The organism is Rubripirellula reticaptiva, from assembly GCF_007860175.1.
GTDB classification, from domain to species: domain Bacteria; phylum Planctomycetota; class Planctomycetia; order Pirellulales; family Pirellulaceae; genus Rubripirellula; species Rubripirellula reticaptiva.
Genome location: NZ_SJPX01000001.1, coordinates 140,333 through 160,190 on the forward strand (window position 1 = coordinate 140,333; position 19,858 = coordinate 160,190).

Annotated in this window: 11 protein-coding genes and 2 pseudogenes; 6 read left to right on the forward strand and 7 right to left on the reverse strand. The window is 55.4% G+C overall.

The window, feature by feature from the left end; all coding sequences use genetic code 11:
- Nucleotide 1: 1 nt before the first annotated feature.
- From Poly59_RS00490 to Poly59_RS30785, 4 genes and pseudogenes are all read right to left on the reverse strand, one after another.
- On the reverse strand, nt 2-6,454 hold the full coding sequence (locus tag Poly59_RS00490; RefSeq protein ID WP_146532134.1) for a type I polyketide synthase: 6,453 nt from the start codon (nt 6,452-6,454) through the stop codon (nt 2-4).
- Nucleotides 6,454-8,961, reverse strand: a complete 2,508-nt coding sequence (locus Poly59_RS30775) for a MupA/Atu3671 family FMN-dependent luciferase-like monooxygenase (RefSeq protein WP_456238987.1) — start codon at nt 8,959-8,961, stop codon at nt 6,454-6,456. Before Poly59_RS30775 ends, Poly59_RS00490 begins: the two co-directional genes overlap by 1 nt.
- A pseudogene (locus tag Poly59_RS30780) lies at nt 8,944-10,731 on the reverse strand (AMP-binding protein); the annotation flags it as partial. The pseudogene Poly59_RS30780 and the gene Poly59_RS30775, both read right to left, overlap by 18 nt.
- 15 nt (nt 10,732-10,746) lie before the next feature.
- Nucleotides 10,747-11,268 (reverse strand): annotated as a pseudogene (locus Poly59_RS30785) (formyltransferase family protein); the annotation flags it as partial.
- A 159-nt stretch (nt 11,269-11,427) separates the two neighbouring features.
- Here Poly59_RS30785 and Poly59_RS00500 point away from each other — a divergent pair.
- Entirely contained in the window at nt 11,428-12,474 is a 1,047-nt protein-coding gene (locus Poly59_RS00500) for a PP2C family protein-serine/threonine phosphatase (RefSeq protein ID WP_246151277.1), read from the forward strand.
- Nucleotides 12,471-13,475, forward strand: coding sequence for a DMT family transporter (locus Poly59_RS00505; protein WP_146532136.1), 1,005 nt, complete (start codon nt 12,471-12,473; stop codon nt 13,473-13,475). Before Poly59_RS00500 ends, Poly59_RS00505 begins: the two co-directional genes overlap by 4 nt.
- Before the next feature lie 31 nt (nt 13,476-13,506).
- Here the strand turns inward: Poly59_RS00505 and Poly59_RS00510 are convergent, their stop codons facing one another.
- Nucleotides 13,507-14,592: an NHL repeat-containing protein gene (locus tag Poly59_RS00510; protein WP_146532137.1), complete on the reverse strand. Its 1,086-nt coding sequence runs from the start codon at nt 14,590-14,592 to the stop codon at nt 13,507-13,509.
- 159 nt (nt 14,593-14,751) lie between these two features.
- Here Poly59_RS00510 and Poly59_RS00515 point away from each other — a divergent pair, with 159 nt between their 5' ends.
- Complete coding sequence (locus Poly59_RS00515; protein WP_146532138.1) at nt 14,752-15,597, forward strand: class I SAM-dependent methyltransferase; 846 nt, start codon at nt 14,752-14,754, stop codon at nt 15,595-15,597.
- A gap of 21 nt (nt 15,598-15,618) precedes the next feature.
- Here the strand turns inward: Poly59_RS00515 and Poly59_RS00520 are convergent, their stop codons facing one another.
- Together Poly59_RS00520 and Poly59_RS00525 are read right to left on the reverse strand one after the other, a co-directional pair.
- Nucleotides 15,619-16,059: a PH domain-containing protein gene (locus Poly59_RS00520; RefSeq protein ID WP_146532139.1), complete on the reverse strand. Its 441-nt coding sequence runs from the start codon at nt 16,057-16,059 to the stop codon at nt 15,619-15,621.
- Nucleotides 16,056-16,772: a TVP38/TMEM64 family protein gene (locus Poly59_RS00525; RefSeq protein ID WP_186775947.1), complete on the reverse strand. Its 717-nt coding sequence runs from the start codon at nt 16,770-16,772 to the stop codon at nt 16,056-16,058. Before Poly59_RS00525 ends, Poly59_RS00520 begins: the two co-directional genes overlap by 4 nt.
- A 110-nt stretch (nt 16,773-16,882) precedes the next feature.
- Between Poly59_RS00525 and Poly59_RS00530 the strand changes: the two genes are divergently transcribed.
- The 3 genes from Poly59_RS00530 to Poly59_RS00540 all read left to right on the forward strand — a co-directional run bounded on the left by Poly59_RS00530 (nt 16,883) and on the right by Poly59_RS00540 (nt 19,804).
- Nucleotides 16,883-17,545 (forward strand): hypothetical protein, encoded by a 663-nt coding sequence (locus Poly59_RS00530; protein WP_146532141.1) that lies wholly within the window; start codon nt 16,883-16,885, stop codon nt 17,543-17,545.
- A complete protein-coding gene (locus tag Poly59_RS00535) occupies nt 17,520-18,926 on the forward strand; it encodes a sporulation protein (protein WP_146532142.1) in 1,407 nt (468 codons plus the stop codon). Before Poly59_RS00530 ends, Poly59_RS00535 begins: the two co-directional genes overlap by 26 nt.
- Nucleotides 18,927-19,000: 74 nt before the next feature.
- Nucleotides 19,001-19,804 carry a phosphoribosylformylglycinamidine synthase subunit PurQ gene (locus tag Poly59_RS00540; protein ID WP_146532143.1) on the forward strand — a complete coding sequence of 268 codons (804 nt, stop codon included), beginning with the start codon at nt 19,001-19,003 and terminating at the stop codon, nt 19,802-19,804.
- Nucleotides 19,805-19,858: the final 54 nt, after the last annotated feature.

The window sequence follows — 19,858 nt, forward strand, 5'->3', positions numbered from 1 at the left end:
CCTAAACCAACTCGGGTTGATGAGAGTGGGAAGAGTGAGCTAAGTCAAAATTCGACGCAGGAGCCAACACGTTTTTCGCAGCTGATTGGGCAAGTTCGAGTTGGCGTTTCATCATTGATGCGAGCGTTCGCACGTGCGGTTCAAGGACCATCGAGTCGTGGTCACCAGCGACCTCGAACAATTTGATGCCACCGCGGACCCACGGTTGCCAGTGATTCATTTCATCCATGAATTGACGATCGCTGTTAATTCGTCGTGAACCTGGCAAGTCATGCGCGATCGCAAGCGGCGGACGAAACAGATGCACGACACCGTCATAAGGCAACGTTTGGTAACACGCGTGGGCGTCCATGAACGCGTCACCAATCACCGAAGATCGAAACTCAACACCGTCGTGGGTGGCTTCAGCGGATGCATGACGGCTGCGTCGTCGGTCGGTTTCGGATTGACGATCGCTCCAATCTTTACGATCACGAAGCAACTGAGCGAAGTAACCGAATCGGCGCCCGCGAATTTGATCAAAGTGAATCTTAGCTTTGTCGATCCAAGTCAATTTCATGTGATGAACGGCTGGCGTATCGAGCAGCGCCACGAACGCAACTTCTTGGCCAGCGGCCGTCAATTGCTGAGCCATCTCGTAAGCTGAAACACCGCCGCCTGAGAACCCCCCGATGAAGTACGGTCCCTCGGGTTGGATCAGACGCACTTCATGCAAGTAATCACGCGCCATGTCAGCAAATGTGCGATGAGGCGCATCATCGCCAATCAAACCCTTGGCTTGGATTCCGTAGACCGGTTGATCGTCACCGAGTCTTTTCGCCAAGTAGCGAAGATTCAGCACATTTCCAAACATGCCGCCGACGATAAACAATGGCGGTTTCTCTGTTGCCGCCGGAACGTGCAACGGAACAACAAAACGATACGCCGGAGTTGTCGCAATTGCCGCATCTGATTTTGCATCAGATGAATCCTGATCGCCATCGATCAGAACCGCCAGCTTGCCGATCGTGGGCGAATCGAACAGCGTGGACAACGGCAAGTCGACACCTCGCTGCGTTCGCAGCCGGCTAAAGAACCGCACCGCCAACAACGAATGACCGCCCAAATCTAGAAAACTATCGTTGACGCCAATGTCTTCGATCCCCAGCAAGTCTTGCCACAACTGGGCCAGCCATTTTTCAGTCGGCGTGGTCGGTAATTTCAAAGCTTCGGCCGATCGCGGACGTGCGAACTTGAATCCAGAATCTTGCTTGGGTTGATCCAATTCGTCAAAACGCGAACGAAGATCGGACAAGTCCACTGGCGATACGTAAACGCACCCGTCGCTTGCATTCTCGACAATACGCTCGATCGCTTGACTACCTTCCTGGGGTGAGATGCCTAATCGATAGACTTCTGCAAACAGTTTTTGGCTGTCCGAGAGAACCGGTTTGTTGGTTGTTTGACGCTGGCGTACGACCGGCGAACCAAAACGGCTCGCATCAACCGCTCGCATCTGCAGCCGCTGGATCTCGGCGACCACGTGCCCCTGCTCATCTTGAATCGTGATGTCAAAGGCGATGTCGCTGCCCACGCCGGTTCGATTGCTGGCAAGTCGAATCGTCGACCGAACCACCGCCGGCATCGGTCGCAAAACACGAACGGATCCATAGCCAACCGGCACATACAACGACGACGATTGGTTGTAATCGGAAACCAGCGGTAAACCAAATCCCGTCGCCATGTCCAGCAGCGCCGGATGCAATGCGTGGTCGTTTAAATCACTGGCAAATTCCGCTGGCAATTCGAGTTCGGCAGTCGCGCAATCGCCAAAATACTGGATTGTTCGATACGAATTCCAGCGAGGCCCAAAGTTTAGCAATTCGCACTGGCGTGTCGTGTTTGCGATCGAACGAGGTATCGTCTCGCTCGGTGGACCAACCAGCGAGTCGAGGGTTACGGTCCTAGAATCGGCAACTGCTTCGACTTCCGCGATTGAATGAGTCAGCCAAACTTGGTCATCGCGAAGACGACTTTGAACTTCGATCGAACCAAGCTGCGATCGCGAATCCGTTGATGGCAACCAACAAACTCGCAGTTCCGCGAGTTCTTGGTCAGCCACGATGCATGGCGCAACGAACGCGACGTTGCAAAGACGGAATGAGCAGTGACCTAGCGACTCACTCGCAGCCGCGACCATCCATTGGATGTAGGCAGTGCCAGGAATGACCGCGTCACCGTTAGGCGTTCGGTGTTCATTCAGTTCCCAATCGCCGATTGCCTGCCGAGTGGTGTGATAGCGAACGACACCGTTGGATTCATCGACTGAAATGTGTTCGAACAAGGAATCGGCAGACGGTTCACGACGAACGAAATCTCCGTCGGTTGCGCCGATTAGCTTTCGGTGGACGCCAGCTCCCATGCCAACCGACTTCCACACACCCCAATTGATCGCGATGACATGCGTATTGGATTCGGGAAACGGATTCGAATGAGTAAACGCGTTAAGGAAATGGTTCGCCGCGACATAAGCCGTTTGCCCGGCGGGCGTCAAAAATGTACTCGTTGATGCACACACGAGGAAGAAATCAAGATTCGATTCTCGAAAGATTGATTGCAGAACTCGCGTCCCGTGAACCTTCGCCGACAATACTCGCTCGATCGAATCACTCGACAAAGTAGCGATCAGTTGGTCGTCTATTTCACCAGCCGCATGCAGAACACCATCGATCTTTCCAAATTGCTTGATCGCTTGTTCGACGGTTGAATCCATTTGCCACTGATCGGCAACGTCAGCGGCGCAGACCATGACGCAAGCCCCCGCGTTCCGCAGCGTTTCGACTTGGCGAGTGCGTTTGCCGTCGGATTCATCCAATCCGCGGCGACTAATTAGAACCAAATTAGCGTTCTTGCGAGCCAGCATCGCAGCCATCTGCAAGCCGATGCCACCCAGCCCACCGGTAATCAAATACGTGCCACGTTGCCGAATCAAATTTTCGGTGCCCCGATCATCCCCAGCCGACGAATCCATCAAGATCCGGCGATACGTATTTCCGTTGCGGATCGCCAACACTTGCGATCCTGAATCATGAGGCAACAACGTCTGCGCAATCACAGCCTTGGATGCTTCAGCGAGATCAACGCGCACGTGACCGCCAAGATCAACATCGATCGCCAACGTTTTCAAATTTGGGTATTCGCGTGCGGCAACTTCGATGGGTCCGAGTGCCGTTGCCTTTTCGGGATGGGCAACCGTTTCGCCATGGACTGACTGTGCACCACAAGTCGTCAACGTGATTCGGCACGACACATCACCCAATCGATCCGCCAGCGCCGCGATCAAGTAAGTAAGCCCATACAGGCCTTCTTCGAACGTCCGCATCAGGAACGTTGATCCCGGACGAAAACTCTGATCAGCAGTGACGGGCCACATGAACAAAACGTGATCGGGCAAGCGATCATCGTCGGCCAACGAATCAATCAGACTGCGGTACTCACTCGCGCCCAATTCAGGAACGATGCCGTAGCGTGACGCCGTAGTCCGCTGGAAAACATCTGCGACATGAACCGTGGTGACCTGTGCCGAAGCCGCCCGCAGTATCTCGACCGCAGCGTCACCAACGCCGGCGTCATCAACAAACACAAGCCATTTGGATGCCGAATCGACATTCAATGAGTCTGCTTGTGCATTGAAGGATTCCCAAGACGGAACCGAGAACCAATGCTGCAGATTATCACGGCGAGTCAGCGAAGGCTTTTTCACGACTTTGGCTGCGTCCGGGTCTTCGGTCGCATCCACCCAATATCGATCTTGTTCGAACGCGTACGTCGGCAACATAATTCGACTGGGCAACTGCTCCGCCATTCGGTTCGTCAAGTCGACCGGGAAACCGGCTGCCCAGAGGCTCCCGAGTGTCGCTAAGAAGTAGTCTTCGTCGGCGACGTTTTGATCGGGATGTCGCAGCGACGAAAGCACCGTCCGACTGGCGTGAACAGCCGGATGCTGCTTGACGATTGCCGACAGCACCTTCCCAGGACCGGCTTCCAACAGGACGCGAGACTCGTTCTGGGCTAACGTTTCAATGCAGGAAGAGAACCGAACCGTTCGACGCAATTGCTCGCACCAGTATTCGGGCGAAGTCGCTTCGTCATCGGTGATCCAAGTGCCAGTGCGATTCGATACAAACGGAATCGCCGGAGCATGCAGGGAGATGCTTTGCAAGAACGATCGGAATTCGGGGAGCACATCATCGAGCAATCGTGAATGGGCAGCGATGCGAATCGGAATCCGTTTGGTTTCGACGCCAATCGCTTTCATCCGCACCGCAAAACGAGCCATTGCTTCGTCGGCGCCAGAAACAACACACATTGAGGGTCCGTTGATTACCGCAATATCAACTTCGCCGCAAAGATGATCGGCAACTTGCTCTGACGCCCTATCGACCGTCATCATCCCGCTAGGCGGAACCTTTTCAAGCAACTGTCCGCGAAGTACGATTAACTGCAACGCATCGTCGAATGACATCACGCCAGCCATGTAGGCGGCCGTATTTTCGCCCATGCTATGACCGAGCATCGCTGTGGGCTGCACCCCGGACGCGATCCACAGTTTTGCGATCGCGACTTCCCACAGAAAAATCGCCGGCAACTGGATGCTGGGGCGTTCAAACTGTTGACTTGCGTCCGAATCGGCAAATACAAGCTCACGAAGATCACAGCCAATCAACGGCTTCAGCGTTTCACAACCCAGATCGATAACACTACGAAAAACTGGTTCGTGATCGTACAGCCCTTTGCCCATTCCCAGATACTGTGCACCGCCACCGGGGAACAGAAACGTCGCCGACGATGACTTGGGGTTTGACTTGACCGTCGATTGATAACCGAGTTCGTCACCGCGCAATCGCGCAGCGGCTTCGGCACGATCGCGAGCGACCACAACGCGACGATAGGCAAAGTCATCGCGACCGACTCGCAACGTGTAGGCGACATCGGAAAGCGATAGATCAGCCGACTCTTCGATGAAATCGGCTAATCGAATCACTTGTTCATCAAGCGATTCAGCCGACTTCGCAGAGATTGTCAAAATTTGCGGCGTCACACTTTTACGTCCCAGCACCACTCGCCTAGGCGGTGACTCCAGAATGACGTTTGCGTTCGTTCCGCCCACGCCCAGCGAATGAACCATCGCGCGGCGAACGGCTTGGCTCGGATCCCAATTTCTTGCGACACTGGAAACGACGAAGGGACTTGAATCGAAATCGATGGCCGAATTTGGCTCTCGAAAATCGACACTGGGCGGAATTTCACCGTGATGAATTGCAAGCGATGCTGCGATGAAACTGGCAACGCCGGCGGCCGTATCTGTGTGCCCGATATTCGGCTTGATCGAACCGAGAACACAAGTTTGGGTTTTTCCAGACGTTTCGCGGAACGCCTGAGTCAGCGCCGCAACTTCGATCGGATCACCGATCGGCGTCCCAGTCCCGTGGGCAGCGACGAAGCCGATCGTGTCGGCCGTGACATTGGCAATCGCCATCGCTTCGGCAGCAACCGCGGCTTGCTGATCGATGCTGGGCGCTAAATAGCCTGCCTTGGATGCACCATCGTTGTTGACCGCCGATCCACGAATCACGCTGTAGATTCGGTCACCGTCAGCAATCGCATCCTCCAACCGGCGCAGCACCACCGCACCACTCCCACTGCCGAACACGGTTCCTTCGGATCGATCGTCGAAAGCGCGGCAATGTCCATCGGGCGACAGAATCTCGCCGGGCGTGAATTCGTATCCTTGCCCATGTGGCAATTCGATGGTCGTGCCACCAGCGATCGCCATATCACATTCACCGGCCAGCAAACTTTGCGCGGCTGAGTGGATTGCCACAAGCGAGGTAGAACAAGCGGTTTGCACGCTGACGCTGGGGCCTTTCAAATCGAAACAATACGAGACTCGTGTCGTTAGAAAGTCCTTGTCGTTGCCAGTATGACGCAGCAAGAACATGCCGACCGAGTCACGCACCGCAGGATTGCGAAGCAGGTTGAAGATGAAATAGCTGTTCATCCCACAACCGCCAAAAACGCCAATCGGGCCATCGAACTTAGCGGGCGGATGCGTGCTGTCCTCGAGTGCTTCCCAACAACATTCCAAGAACTTGCGATGCTGTGGGTCCATGATCGCCGCCTCTTTGGGACTGAACCCAAAGAACTCAGCATCAAACAAATCGAAGCCTGTGATCGGCGCCCCTGACCGGACATAGCTCGAATCGTCGAGCTGATCAGCATCAACACCGGCGGCCATCAACTCATCGACCGAATAATCACGAATCGATCGCACGCCCTGGCGAAGATTGTCCCAGAACTGTGCCGGCGTCACAGCGCCGGCGAAACGTAATCCCATGCCGACCACTGCGATCGCACCTTCGGGAATGGGATCGGAAACTGCGTCCGATGTTGCCTCGTGGCCCCTTTCGAGCATCAGTTTGCTCCCTGCGGATGCTGGCTAATCCCGCCACGCCGCTGCATCATTTCGCGGCGACGCATAGCTCTGGACTGGCCGACCGACTGGGTCGCCGGTGTTTGTGATGCCGATGACTGGGATGCAATCGGCGTCACACTGTCCGTTTCGGCTTCACTCGCGTTTGTCCGTAGCGAATCTATGTGCGCCGCCAGCGTCTGAACGGTCGGGTAACGGAACAGATCCGTGATCGCCACCGTGACACCCAACTGATCGCGAAGCTGTCGGTGCATTCGAACCGCTAAGAGTGAATGACCACCCAAGTCAAAGAAGTTGTCGTTCAATTCGATCGTGTCAAGCTGCAAAACTTCTTTCCAAAGCGAGGTGATCTGCTTTTGAGTTTCCGATGCGTCGGGCGAAGACGCGCGAGCAGTGACCACTGGCGCCCGTGATAACTCGCTTTGCTTTGCAGAATCGCCAACCGGCAACGTGCTGAGCACCTTTCGGTCCACTTTGCCGTTAGGTGTTAATGGGAACGCATCAACGACGACAAAGTGCACCGGCAACATGTGAGCCGGCAACGATTGGCGAAGCTCCAATCGCAGCGACCGGATGAAGTCAGGCGAACCTTCGACACCGTTATGAACCACCACGAACGCCACTAACGTTTGCTCGGAAGAACTCGATTGCTTGGGAATCACAACCGACTGACGAATGGACGAAACCGCGTCGATCGCGTTTTCAATATCTCCAAGTTCGATCCGGTGGCCACGAATTTTAACTTGATGATCCGAACGGCCAAGGAATTCCAAATCGCCCGAGGCCGTCCATTTCGCAAAGTCACCGGTGTGATACATCCGCGCGTCTGGGTCGCTGACGAAGGGATCCGCCTGGAACTTTTCTCGAGTCAGTTCATCGCGATTCCAGTATCCCGGAACCACTCCATCGCCACCGATCCAAAGGTTGCCGGCCGCACCGTCCGGCACGTGATTTCCTTGCTCATCAAGCAGATAGATGAACGTATTGGCGATCGGCCGACCGATCGACACGGACTGAATCTCGCCCGGTCCAATCTTTGTGGACGTGGACCAAACAGTGGTTTCGGTGGGTCCGTAAACATTGATCAAAGCAACCGGCGAATCACTCGTCAAACGAGTCGCCAATTGAGCGGGCAGGGCCTCGCCGCCCAGCAAGACATTCGGAATCGAGCGAATCGCGGTTGCCGATGCATCGTCCTCAATCAACATCTGCGCCATCGATGGGGTGCACTGGAAGTGAGTGACGTCGTGCAAGTCGACCAACTGCTGGATCGTCGCAGTTGCGACCTCGGACGCTTGCTCGTTGACCAAGTCTTTCAAGTCGTTCAACGGATGCAGTGCGGCCAGCGATTCATCGGCACTGACACCAAAATCGATCAAACACGCGATTTCCGTCGTGCCGGCTTCCTGAAGTTTGCGAACCAGTGTCTGACACTTCTCGGGCGTACCAAACAGGCCACTCGTTTCAAAGTACCGTTCAAACGAAAACGCCAGCAGGTCATCCATGTCGTCGTCCGACAAAGAATCCAAATCCAACGCGCCTGCGGTGGTACCGTCGCTGCGTTTTTTGAACGCCGCCCAGGTGTGGGAAAACCCACGGACCAAACTTGCCGAGGTTCGCAAGTATTCGATCATCGGACCGCGAACGATCTGTTTGACCTTGTCCGTATCGTCACCCACAAACGTGTGCACCATGACGGAGACTTCGCCGGGACCAACGTGTCCGGCCGCTGCGCGGGACTCGCGATAAGCCTTGATCTTGATCGCCAGTTCGTCAGTGGTTTGCCCAAGCAAGTGCGTCAACACGTTGCAGCCGCTTTTGCCGGCTTGCCGAAACGTGTCCTCATTGCCAGCCGTTGTGATCCAAACCGGTAGCTCTTTTTGGATCGGCCGCGGATAGGTTTGAACGGAAACGGGCGCATCATCCGGCCCGATCATTTCGACCGTTTCGCCTCGCCACAGTTTGCGAACCGTTTCAAGGTTCTCGAACATCACCTTCTTTGCATTGGCATAGTTTGCCGGCGCCAAGACAAAGTCATTAGGCTGCCAACCCGAGGCAAACGAAACGCCAACGCGGCCGCCCGACAAACGGTCTACCATCGACCATTCTTCGGCCACTCGTGCCGGATGATGAAGCGGCAGCACCACACTGCCAGACCGGATCGCGACCTTCGTCGTGATTGCAGCAACGGCAGCGCCGGTCACCGCGGGATTCGGATACAGCCCACCAAAATCGTGGAAGTGACGCTCAGGAGTCCAGACGGATGAAAAGCCGTTCACATCCGCAAACTTAGCGCCTTCAAGCAGCAACCGATACGAGTCGCTGGGCGACTCGGCGTGATTCAGACTGGCGCTGCTCGAAAAGTAAAACAGACCGAACTTCACTTGGCTGGAAAGCGCACGGTGCCGATCAGCGGACGCGATTCGCGAAGGCGTGTCGTGCAAAATCACTTTGAACCCGCGGCAAACGGTCCACAACAACTCCAACACTGAAATATCGAACGACAAGCTGGTGACAGCCAACCAAGTTTTTGAAGAACTAGATTCCGACGTCGCATCTGGAATCACGTCGTCCATGCCCGCAAAAAAATTCATCACGTTACGATGCGAGACCATGACGCCCTTGGGCAGTCCCGTCGAACCCGATGTGTAAATGACATAGGCAAGATCCGACGCAGCACCAACAGAAAGATCCGCGACGTTTCCATCGGCACTGACCGAATCAACATCAAACAAGGGTGTATCCGATGCAGGTAAACGAGTGACGCTCGCCGAGTCCACCACAATACACCGCAGATCAGCGTCGGAAATCATGAACTCGATTCGCGAAGCCGGAAATTCCAAATCAAGCGGAACGTACGTCGCGCCGACTTTCATCACCGCCAACAGAGCAGCGACCATGTCAAGACTTCTTGAGGTGGCGATTCCAACTCGATCACCATGGCACACTTCACGAGTTTGAAGGGCAGCGGCAATCTGCTTGACTCGATTTTCTAGTCCGGCGTACGTCCATTGCAAGTCACCGCACACGAGCGCTACGGCACCGGGTGTCTTAGCGACTTGAGCAGAGAATTCACCATCGATCGTTGCTTGGCGATCGTAGTCGCGATGTGTTTGGTTGCGATGTTCAATCACAGCGAGACTTTTCGCTGACGACAATGACAAACGACCAAGATTCGTCGCCGGCTTATCGAGAGCACGCCGAATGAAGTCGCCCGCCTGATTCAACCATCCGACGCTCGAATCATCCAATCGACTCGCATCGAACCCGATCACCGCTCGTGAACCATCACGACTGACTTGCAAATCTATCTTTGATCCGTTTGGCATCCGTTCACCCATCTGATCAACGATCCGTGTCGTGATCGATGGATTGGCGGTAGCTTGCGAAAGCGATGGAAAACGCAGTCCAAGATCGCGAAGGTATCGCCCGTGCTGGGATGCCTTGACGATTCGATCACGAATCAACGCCGTGTTGTCATTAACCGACTTCGAACGGTCGAGGGAAATTGACAGAGGAACCAGAGAAGCAAACAACGAATTTACGACAGCGTTTGCATGATACTGCGACGTAACGAGGCTGAGATCAAAATCGGTTTGACCGGTAATCTTCCCCAAGCACATCGCAAAAATGGCAATGACACTTTCCGCGGTGGCGTGTTCCGGCAACTCGACCGAAACCGTTTTATAGGCAGCAACCGTTTGAAGTCTGGCGCTATTCGCATCACCGATCATCAGCGGCCGAACGTTTCTTAGTCGCGATATCCAAGTCGATTCTTGTTTAGCGGCGGATTGATAGGCTGCGTCGATTTCGGTGGCTAGGGATTCTGGAATCTGGTCCAGCTTTGTGCCGACTCGAAACGTACGGTCCCAAAATTCGCGTGACAGCGGTGCCCCCGCGAGATCGGCCAGATTGCTCAGTCCGATGTCGTGGGTCGAGGTCGCAACCCAAACCACTTGGTCCGCGACGCGGACGATCGTGCCAGCCTCTTCGGCTGACTTGGTGGCCGCGAGTTCGCATCGGCCGACAACAAACCAAGAATCGTTGATGCGAATTTTTGCGGTCGCAAGTGGATTTTCAAATTGCTTGCCGAAGTCAAGTGAACGCACCCGAGCAGCACAAACGTCGGCCGAATTTCGGTGATCGATCCAGCCTGCGACCGAAGGTCGTCGATGTCTGCCAAAATAAGTTCTCGCCGAAAGATCTTGGGGCGATGGCACGAAGTCGTCGTCAAGCAATCGATCAATCATCGCGTCCATCGATTCGGTCGCGGCTTCGAAGCACTTGGTGTTGAGCGTCAGCGCGGTTTCGTCACCAGCAATCGTGACAGGAACCTGCAACAACACGTCCCCCGTATCCGGCTTGTCCGTCAGTTGGTGCCAAGTGATTCCGTGTGATGTTTCGCTCGCGGCGACCGCCCAACTGGTGACGTTTAGCCCGGCATAACGCGGCAACATTGAATCGTGAAAGTTGATCGCAATTCGATCAGCCGCAGCAATCACCGCGGCGGGAATCATCTGCAAATACGTGACGCTGATCACATAGTCGATTGGTCCGGCCGCTTGCACGGCAGCGATGAGCCCGTCGTTAGCATTTCCGGTGTCAGCACTGGTTCCGACATCGACACTGGTCCCCATATCAACACAGGGAATTGCCTGATCAGATGCCCATCGCAGCACTTGTGGGTTGGACGATGCGAGACCGGCGACTCGGACACCACGCGTGAGGAGCGACTGCGCCGCTTGGACGACAAGAAGCCGCTCTCCGAGGAGAAACGCCGAACGAGGCTGGACCATGAAATTGAGGTGGGCAAAGGCAGTTGAGATTCTACGTCTCTATTAATAGTCGCGGGGGGTGCGGTCAACAATGCTTCAAAAGTAAATGAGCGTGAATCGCGGCATGAAGCCGCACTTTCCGTCGCCATGATCCGGGGCCAACAATCGATCATTTTGATCATGCCAATGGCCGATATTTATCAAGCTGTGAGAATCGCCAACATTCAAGACGCTTGCCCCACGGCCTGGATGGGGCGAGAATCGGTCGGCGGCAAATTCATTCTGCGGGCACCCAACCGACGCGAAAGAAGTGTTTTGGACAACGATTTTTATCGCGAGAGCGACCATTCTTTGGCAGGCGACGACGTGGTCAACGCCTGCGGGATGACCGACCAGGGCCGTGTTCGAAAGACGAATCAGGACCAGTTCCTGATTGCCCAGCTGAATAAATCGATGCGAGTTTCTGCGACAAGCATGTCTTTTGATCAGCGGCTTTACGGTATCGCGCAAGGCGAAGTGATGCTGGTGGCCGATGGAATGGGCGGCCACGCAGCGGGCGATCAGGCCAGCCGGCTAGCGATCGAGCACTTGGTCCAGCGATTGCTTAGCAGCATTCATTGGCATTTTCACGGCGAAGAAGAACGCGAAAGCGAATTCGTCACCAACCTGCAAGAGTTGCTAAAAGAGGCCCACGCTCACATCTTGTCAGAATCGGCCCAGCACGTGGACCAGCGCGGCATGGGCACGACTTTGACGATGGCCTATCTGATTTGGCCTCGTCTCTATGTCGTCCATGCCGGTGATAGCCGTTGTTACTTGATCCGCGACGGCCAAGCCGACGTGCTGACAACCGACCACACTCTGGCACATCAATTGGTCGAAGCAGGCGGACTGAAACCAGAAGACGAAGCGTCCAGTCGCTGGAGCAACGTGCTTTGGAATGTGCTGGGTGGTCGCTCGGACGGAGGTCTGATCGCGGAAGTAAGGCGGGTCGATTTGGAAGCCGGCGACAAAATCGTCCTTTGCAGCGATGGTCTGCACCGGTACGTCAAACCCAACCAATTGGCAAATATCGTCAACGAAAGCCAGGATCCCAGCCAAGCTTGCCAGAGTTTGATCAAATTGGCCAATGATGCCGGTGGCGAAGACAATATCACGGTGATCGTTTCGGCTCCGGCAGGCGAAAACATTAACGAGTCAACCTGGATCGAAGCGCTGACCGAGTGAGCATTCCCGATCCCTCGCCTTATCAGAGCCCGAAGACGCTCGAGCCAACCCGGCCGAAAACGCCGCCATTGTCCCACCCACCGCCAATCAAGTTGTGGTGGGGCGCGGCATGCGGAATGGCTGCGGCGGTCTTGTACACGGTTTCTAACATCGCCCTGCGGCAAAGCGTAAGCATTGATCCGTTCTTGGTGTCCGCTGTCAAAGCAGGACCAACGGTGCTGTTCCTAGGTCCGGTGATTGCGTGGATGTTCATTCAAGGACACCCGATCGCCACGAACCGCCGCATGATTCCGCAGTTCATGCTAGTGGCGCTGATGGGCCAGTTTGTCGGCAACGCAGCTTTTCAAATTGCGTTGGGTGTTATCGGCTTGGCCGCTGCGGTGCCGATCACGCTGGGCGTGCTGCTGATCGGCGGTGCGATGCTGGGACGGATCGTTTTGGGCGAACCCGTTCGCACGGCTACGGTTGTTTCCATGGTGACGTTGATCATCGCCGCGATCGTTTTGTCGCTTCCATCATCAACACCGAAAGTGCAACAAGCTTCATCGGAACTTCCGATGTGGGTGGGCGGACTTAGCGCAGCAGCCTCGGGCGCAGCCTACGCACTATTCGGTGTCGTGATGCGAAAAACGATGAACGACGGCGTATCCGCACCGCTGACAATGTTCTTAAGCGGCGCCGTGGGAACGGTCGCGTTGTGGTCGTTCACACTGATCCAGCATGGAACGGAACCGATTGCGATGCTTGAATCGAACCAGTGGGTAGTGATGGGTGCCGGTGGGCTATTCAATTTCCTGGCGTTTGTCGCATTGTCATACGCATTGAAAGCACTGCCAGTCGTCGCCGTCAATCTGATCAACGCCTCGCAAGTCGCGATGGCGGCGATGGCAGGTGTCGTGCTGTTTGCCGAACCCGTGACATGGCAATTGATGTCTGGTATCGGACTTACCTTTGCCGGATTGTTGATCCTGATGCGTGGGCGACTGTCGCCGTTCAGCTAAGGTCGACGAGCAAGGCCCAAACCGATTTCCTTTAGACTCTGGTCAGCTTGGTGACTCGTCCCGTGGCGACCCATTCGGCGACGTACAGGTTGTCTTCCTTGTCAAAACAAGCATCGTGGGGGTGAACGAACTTGCCTTGCTGCCACTTGCTTTCGTCGGTGCGGATCACAAACCCGTTGTTCTCTTTTTTGTCGGCTAAGACTCTTTCTCGGTCGTCACCAATGGTCGCAACCGTGTTGTGATCACGATCGAGCAACGACACACGAGCCACCAACTCTGGCACCACCATCAACTTGTCGTTGGTATCCATGTTGGCAGGTAAGCCGAAACCGGAAACCGTTTTCTTGTAGCCACCGTCCATCGTGAAGCACTGCAGAGTGTTGTTCGCGCGGTCGGCAACGACAATTTCAGAGTCGCCACCTTTGCGATTATCGATCCAAATTCCGTGCGGCGTTTTGAACGTTCCCTGACCATCGCCTTCACCGCCGAAACACGACACCCAGTTGCCATCGGAATCGTAGCGGTGGATGTAGAACGAACCATAACCATCGGCCAACAAGAACCCGTTGTCTGGCAAAAAAGCAAAGTTGGTGGGCATGAATCGATCGCGGCCCCAGATTTTTTCTGGACTGCTGGCTTCGCCTGCTGCGTAGACACCCGACTTCATCGGCGCATAGTGCTGCCAAATCGTTTCGCCTTGCAGAGTCAACTTGGCGATCGATTTGACTTGTTGATATCCGGTCACATACAGAAACGGTGTTCCGTCCTCCACCCGGACTTCCAATCCGTGCCCGCCACCTTGGAACTGCTGTCCGAAGGCTCGGATGAACTTACCGGCTGAATCAAATACGAAGATTGATGGGTGATCCGTCTTGGTGGCATCACCTTCGTGGATTACGTACAGATTATTGTCGGGATCGACAGCGACATTGTGCGTGATTTGCCAGGTGTAGCGATCGGGCAACTGAGGAAACAAGTGTTCGCACCTGTACTTGAAATCGCCATCGCCGATCACATCTTGGGCGGCTGAACGTTTGGCTGTGAAAATCGCTGGCGCACAAACGGTCGCGAGGGCGGCAGTCTTTAGAAAACGTCGTCGGGGAGTCGCTGAGGCCATAAGGTGATTCTCGAAAAAGAGGCGAGGGCAGGGCAGGGGGGCGACTCTGTTATACGCAACCTCGTTTCGCGACGGCAACTGATGTATGCAACACAGACTATGATGGGCAAACGCGAGTTTCGAATTGGCAAGCACTGAACGCCTTTTATCTATCGCCTTATGACTATCGCTCATCCGACCATCGCTCACCCGACTGACGAAGAAACTCGGTTCGCGTTTGGCGAAAACTGGCAAGCGTTTTTGCAGACGCTTGATCAAGAACGCATCGACGAAGCCGTCCGCTCGCTCGGTGAAATGCTAGACGTCGATTCGCTGGAGGGCTGTCGGTTCTTAGACATCGGCTGCGGCAGCGGCTTGTTTTCATTGGCGGCCTACCAAATGGGAGCGGCAGTTGTCTCGCTTGACTACGACACCGATTCAGTAGCCTGCACAGACGAGTTAAAACGACGATTCTTTGGCGACGGCGAGTGGACGGTGTCGCAGGGATCGGTCTTGGACGAAGCGACCATGTCCGAGCTTGGCCCGTTCGATGTCGTTTACAGTTGGGGTGTGCTGCACCACACCGGCGCAATGAATCGTGCGATCGAGTTGGCGTCACAGCGAGTCGACGATGGCGGACTGTTCTTCATCGCGTTGTACAACGACCAAGGCGGTCCCAGTCGCCGATGGTTGCAGATCAAAACAATGTATCACCGGCTTCCCAAGCGGATCCGCCCATTGTGGGTCATGATCATCGCCGGGCTGTATGAAATGAAATTTGCGTTAGCAAGACTGGCTCAGTTTCGAAACCCGCTGCCGTTTTCAGATTGGCGTGCAAAGAAGAAAGACCGTGGCATGTCGGCATGGCACGACTGGGTCGACTGGATCGGCGGCATGCCGTTCGAAGTGGCAAAACCCGAGGACGCCATCGTGCCCTTGGCCCGCCGCGGCTTTACGCTACAGAACCTGAAAACCGTCGGCAGCGGCTGGGGATGCAACGAATACGTGTTTCGCAAAGAAAGCTAGGTGGCGGCCTGTGCTACGTTTTTAGCTCAGGTCGGCGATAAAGGCGTCTTGGTCTTTGGGCGAAACGATGATGGTTTTCTTTGACGTTTTGATGGCGACTCGTTTGAGTGATAGCGAGGGTCCGCTTTTGAGTGACGCGGTTCGCTCAACCGACACGATGTCCGAAAGCGGAACTTGATAGCAGATCAGTCCACAGCGGATCGAAACGGCGTCGTCCAAAATCGTGTAGCGGCAAGGAACAGTAAAAGCAGCAGTGATCGCGGTTACAAATGCACCAGCCACAAACAGAACCGCCGCATCACCGGGCTGGCCCATCCACCAGGCATAAACGCCCAGCACGCCGGAAATCAACGGAGCCATCACCAGCAACAATCCAACCCACCAATCTATCGCGGATTCATAAACGGCTGGACGCGTCTTCCTGATCGCAGCAACATCGGCCCGGAATTCACTTTCGTTCAATCGATAATTCCTAGTTGATCTTGGCGTGTTTGTTTAAGTCGCTGAACTGCGCGGCGTGGCACGATGACGCTGACTGCGATCGCGCCAATGACCGACAGTGCGATACTAAACCATCGTAACTGGTCACTTTGCGAATCGCCGACCATCGTCACAGCACTGCCACTGTGAACCCACAACGTTTGCGGGATGACGCCAGCCGCAGCCGCTGCCAGGAACGGCCAGTACCGACCACCACAGGCACCCATCAGGTAACTGATCACCATCGTGGGCACGGGGGTCAGTCGCAGCAGAAAATGGAAACCAAACCCGGCTTCACCTGCCATCGATCGAGCCAGTTGCAGAATCTCGCCAGTTTGTGATTCCGCTTTGATCCGCCGATCAATCGTATCGGCCAGCCACCATCGCCCTATGAAAAAATTGATCGAGGCGGCCACCACGGCGATAAGGAGCATCAGCCCGCTGCCCATCACGGTGCCAAACATCGCTCCGGCGGCAACCGACATCACGGTTTTCGGGACCATCACCGACATCAACACAACTGCCATCACGACGAACACGATCGGCGCGGCACGGCCCAAATCCGTAACCATCCCTTCCAGCCTTGCCGAATCAAATCCGTTTGCCACCAGCGAAACCCCAATCAAAACTAGCACGACAGGCGCGCAAAGCTTGATCCATCGCAGGGCGGACGGTGATTGGGGAGTTTGGTTCACAGATTTGTCATATCGAATAGGTTGCAAGGTCGAATGTCGGTCGCTCATCATAGTGTGACGCCAAAGCGACGCTCGCACTACGGCCACATCGGCTGCAGTTTAGGAAACTGATGACGAAATCCGAACACCCGACCTGGCCACCGTCGATTGATCCTCATCGGTGGGAACGGCACCACCTGGTTCGCAACCCCTTTGGCGAACTGACACGGGAAGAGCGGACGCGTTTGGCGATCGTCGATGGCGACCAATGGGATTCGCTGATCGGTCGACCGCACAGTGCAGTTCAATTCATCGGCGACTGCGGACGTGGAAAGACGACACGGATGTTGGCGATCGCTGATCGACATGCCGAGTCGGCTTATGTTTATCTTCCCGAGAATGGGACGATCCCGGCAATTCCCACCGGCAACCCGGTGATGATTGACGAGGCGCAGCGATTGCCGCGAAAGATCCGCCACTGCATTTTCAGCAGCGGTGTTTCGCTAGTCATCGCGACTCACAAGGATCTGACTGGGCCGCTTAACCGACACGGCTACCAGGTTCACACCGAGCGGATCGGCGACCATAACAATGCGACGCATATCCGTCGCGTTCTGAACACTCGCATCGAAGCCTCGATGAGTGACGACGGATTGGCGAAGCTGATTTCAGCAGAAGACGCCGAAGTGTTGCACCGCCGATTTGGTAGCGATCTACGCGGTATCGAAGGTTTCCTTTACCAACAAATCCAAACCCAAGTGATGAGCGATGTCGAAGTGCGATTTGTCGATTGAACTAGACCACCCGAACGCGATCATCGATGGCGGCAGCAAGATCACCGGCGTCGTGCGAGCACGCACTAATGCCGACGTTAACTGCAAATCGCTAGAAGTGAAATCAGTCTGGAAGACGCACGGCCGAGGCAATGTTGCCACCGGCCAAGCGGGATCGATCACGTTATTCGAAGGACAATGGCAGGCAGGCGAAAACAACGAATATCGATTTGAGTTGCCGGTCGCCAACTGGCCGCCGACCTACCACGGTTTCCACCTGAACATCGATCACTCGGTCGAGGCACGCGTGAAGGTTCCTTGGGCATTTGACCCCAAAGCATCGGCCAGCTTTGTGATGCGACCGACAAACGATTTGGGCGCAACAGCAGCGAAAAAAACGCTTGTGGTGAATGGCAAACTGATGCAGATCATCGGTCTTTTCATCGGGGTAATCTTTGTGGTGATCGGCTCGGCGGTGGCGAGAAACTTCGGCGTCTTCGGCTTGATCTTCTTGCTGGTGCCCATCGGATTGCTGGTGCTCTGGATCGTCAAGCATGTCATGCCAAAATGGGTACTTGGCGAAGTGGAATGCGAACTGGCGTCATCGACGTGCCGCCCAGGTGAAACCGTGACAGGCGAGATCGTCGTTCGACCTCGCAAAAACGTTTCCATCAACGGCATCACAGCCGAATTGCGCGGTCGCGAACAATGCATCAGCGGCAGTGGCAGCAACCAAAAGACTCACGTCCATGTCTTCTATGAAGACCCCAAAACGTTGACCGAGACAACCACGTTGACGGGCGGACAAGCGAACCGGTTTCCAATCGAAATCACTTTGCCTGCCGATGCCGCAGTGACTGTTTCGCTAAACCACAACGAATTGATCTGGAGTACGAATCTGCGAATCGACATTCCTCGCTGGCCGGACTGGACCAAGGAATTGCCGATCACCGTAATGCCATCGGAAAAACGCAACCGAGACTCCGTTACATCGCCCAGCACAGTCAAAACTGAAACGCCGGGGCCGACGCAAACCGCAGCGACTGCATCCGCAGCCAACGAGGGCGAAATCACGTTTGCTGAAACGGCTCGTCACTTGATGGCAGTTCGTGACGACCGGCAACAAGTCGAGATGCTGGCCGAAGCGGTTACCGGGATGAGCTTCGATATCGAGGCCGAGGTCGAGCGACGTCTGCTGTACGCCGGAGACGACGATCCGCACGTTTACAAGGATGGATTCGCCGTTTGGGCCCGCTATTCTGAACCTTCTTTGCCGCTGGTTTTGTACGTTCCGCACCATTTGGGCGACGAATTTGAGCAATCCGGGCGGGGTCTTTGGCGGGGCCGGGGCACGATTGTGGGGTGGGACGGACTGCACGGCCGGTTACAGATCAAGCTTTGATATGGTTCTCAAGTTTTGCACGGACGTCTAAACTCGCGGAAACTGTCCATCTCCCCTCGCCCCGTGACACCGTCATGCCGTCGCCCCGTGTTTTGGTTCTTCGCGCTCCCGGCACCAATTGTGACGAGGAAACTGCGTTCGCCTTCGAACAGGCAGGTGCCGAAGTCGAACGTGTCCACGTCAATCGATTGATCGAAAACCCGGCTCTGAAGGATCGATACCAGATTCTTTGTGTCCCGGGCGGGTTCAGCTATGGCGACGATATCGCCGCCGGCCGGATCCTGGCCACGCGGCTTCGCCAGCACTTGTCCGACATGGTGGACAAGTTCGTCCACGGCAATGGCGATCGTTTGGTGCTAGGGATTTGCAACGGAATGCAGGTTTTGATGCGTTTGGGAGTGCTGACCGAAGGTGTCGGCGAAGCAGATCAATCCGCAGCGACGTTGACCTGGAACAACCACGGCCGGTTTGAAGATCGCTGGGTCCACCTGGCTGTGGACAAGACTCCGTGCGTGTTCTTGAAAGACATTGACCAGATGTATTTGCCGATGGCACACGCCGAAGGCAAGTTCGTGGCGGCCACCGAAAACACGCTGTCACAGCTTCGCGATGCCGGTCGACTGGCAGTTCGGTACTGCGACGGAGAAGGGCAGGGCGGGGTAGTCGACGAAGTGCTGCCGTTCCCAATCAATCCCAACGGAGCCGACGCTAACGTTGCGGGCGTTTGCGACTCGACAGGTCGAGTTTTTGGCCTGATGCCGCACCCGGAACGCCACATCGACGCAACTCAGCACCCATTTTGGACCCGCCGAAAAGTACAGCCCGAACGAGGCGACGGCTTCAAGATGTTCCAAAACGCGGTGGATTGGTTCGCTTAGGCCGGACTCGCCTGATCCCGAAAGTCAGGCGCTGGAACAAATGTGCTGGAACAA